Origin of the sequence: Sulfitobacter sp. 1A12779, assembly GCF_043557315.1 — a bacterium.
In the GTDB taxonomy this organism is placed as follows: Bacteria; Pseudomonadota; Alphaproteobacteria; order Rhodobacterales; family Rhodobacteraceae; genus Sulfitobacter; species Sulfitobacter faviae.
Map to the genome: position 1 here is coordinate 1 of NZ_JBIFFU010000075.1, position 1,362 is coordinate 1,362.

General features: G+C 56.2%; 2 protein-coding genes and 1 pseudogene. 2 read left to right on the top strand and 1 reads right to left on the bottom strand.

Features of this window, described 5'->3' with window-relative positions; all coding sequences use genetic code 11:
* Positions 1-148 precede the first annotated feature (148 nt).
* Positions 149-427 (bottom strand): annotated as a pseudogene (locus tag ACGYLQ_RS20805) (L,D-transpeptidase); the annotation flags it as partial.
* A 62-nt stretch (positions 428-489) separates the two neighbouring features.
* Between ACGYLQ_RS20805 and tnpA the strand changes: the two are divergent.
* Together tnpA and tnpB are read left to right on the top strand one after the other, a co-directional pair.
* On the top strand, positions 490-897 hold the full coding sequence (gene tnpA, locus ACGYLQ_RS20810) for an IS66-like element accessory protein TnpA (RefSeq protein WP_082849416.1): 408 nt from the start codon (positions 490-492) through the stop codon (positions 895-897).
* On the top strand, positions 894-1,244 hold the full coding sequence (tnpB, locus tag ACGYLQ_RS20815) for an IS66 family insertion sequence element accessory protein TnpB (protein WP_067627601.1): 351 nt from the start codon (positions 894-896) through the stop codon (positions 1,242-1,244). The genes tnpA and tnpB overlap by 4 nt, the downstream gene beginning before the upstream one ends.
* Positions 1,245-1,362: the final 118 nt, after the last annotated feature.

Consider the following 1,362-nt stretch of genomic DNA (forward strand, 5'->3'; position numbering starts at 1 on the left):
TGTATGTGCCATGTCTGTTCTCCTTGCTTTTTCAGCAAGATACCGGAAGTGTCGCAACCCAGTTTAGAATGTGCCCCGGCTACAGTATAAATACGCATAATGAAGTTTATGTTAAAAAATAGAAGTATCAGCCAGCTTTCCTTGGGTTTCAGAAAATCCTGACCTGGGTTCCCACTTCTGCCAGAGCAAAAAGTTCAGCAATGTGCTCGTTGTAAAGTCCAATACAGCCGTTTGATGACTGGCGCCCGATCTTGCGTGTGTCTCCGGTCCCGTGCACCCGGTAATACTGCCACGACAGATAAAGCGCGTGGGTTCCAAGCGGGTTGTCAGGACCCGGCGGCCAATAGTCAGGCCATTCGGGGTTACGCTCTTTCATTGATGGAGTGGGCCGCCAACTCGGCCCCTCCACCTTCCTTATAACCTTTGTATAGTAAACCTCCGGCGACGGCCGTCTGATCTCAGGCTCGATCTGATGGTAAGTCCGACCTTATGTCCGACTTTATCAATCGCCCTCAAATCGAAGTTCTGTCTGCTGCCGATGGTGAACGCCGCCGGTATTGGTCGGATGATGACAAGCTGCGTATTGTAGAGGAGAGCTTTATTGGCCACCGTCAGGTGACAGCCACAGCTCGGCGGCACGGCATTTGCCGGTCGCTTCTGACCACTTGGCGGCGGCAGTATCGAACTGGTGAGCTTGGGTCTTCTGGCTCTGTATCGTTTGCGCCGGTGACTGTGCCGAAGGAAGTTTCCACGTCGCAGGCAAATCCGATCGATGCCAGTCCACCTCCGGACTGCCGGATTGAGGTGGCTCTTCCGAATGGGCGTCGACTCATCCTCCCCATCGGCGTGGAGCCCGAAGCGCTTGCCCGGATTCTGACAGTGGTGGACGGGCAATGATTGCGTTTCCGGCGGGCGTGAAGGTCTGGATCGCAGGCGGCGTCACCGATATGCGGCGGGGCATGAACACGCTGGCGCTACAGGTGCAGGAAGGGCTTGGCCGTGATCCCCATGCGGGTGAGATATTTTGCTTCCGGGGGCGTAAAGGCGATCTGGTCAAGATCCTGTGGCATGATGGCGTGGGCATGTCGCTCTATTTGAAGCGCTTGGAGGCAGGTAAGTTTATCTGGCCGGTAAGCCGGTCGGGCGAAGCGGTGCAGGTCTCGGCGGCGCAGTTGGGTTATCTTCTGGAGGGCATCGACTGGCGTAACCCACGCTGGACACAACGGCCTGCAAAGGCTGGTTAATTTGCGTCAGGTAGCCTGTTTTTATTGGTGCTTCGCGGCTTCGGCTGGTAAATATTGGTCATGTCTGATGCCGCCTCCGAACTCGCCAAATTACGCGCTGCCCTGGCCGCCGCAGAGG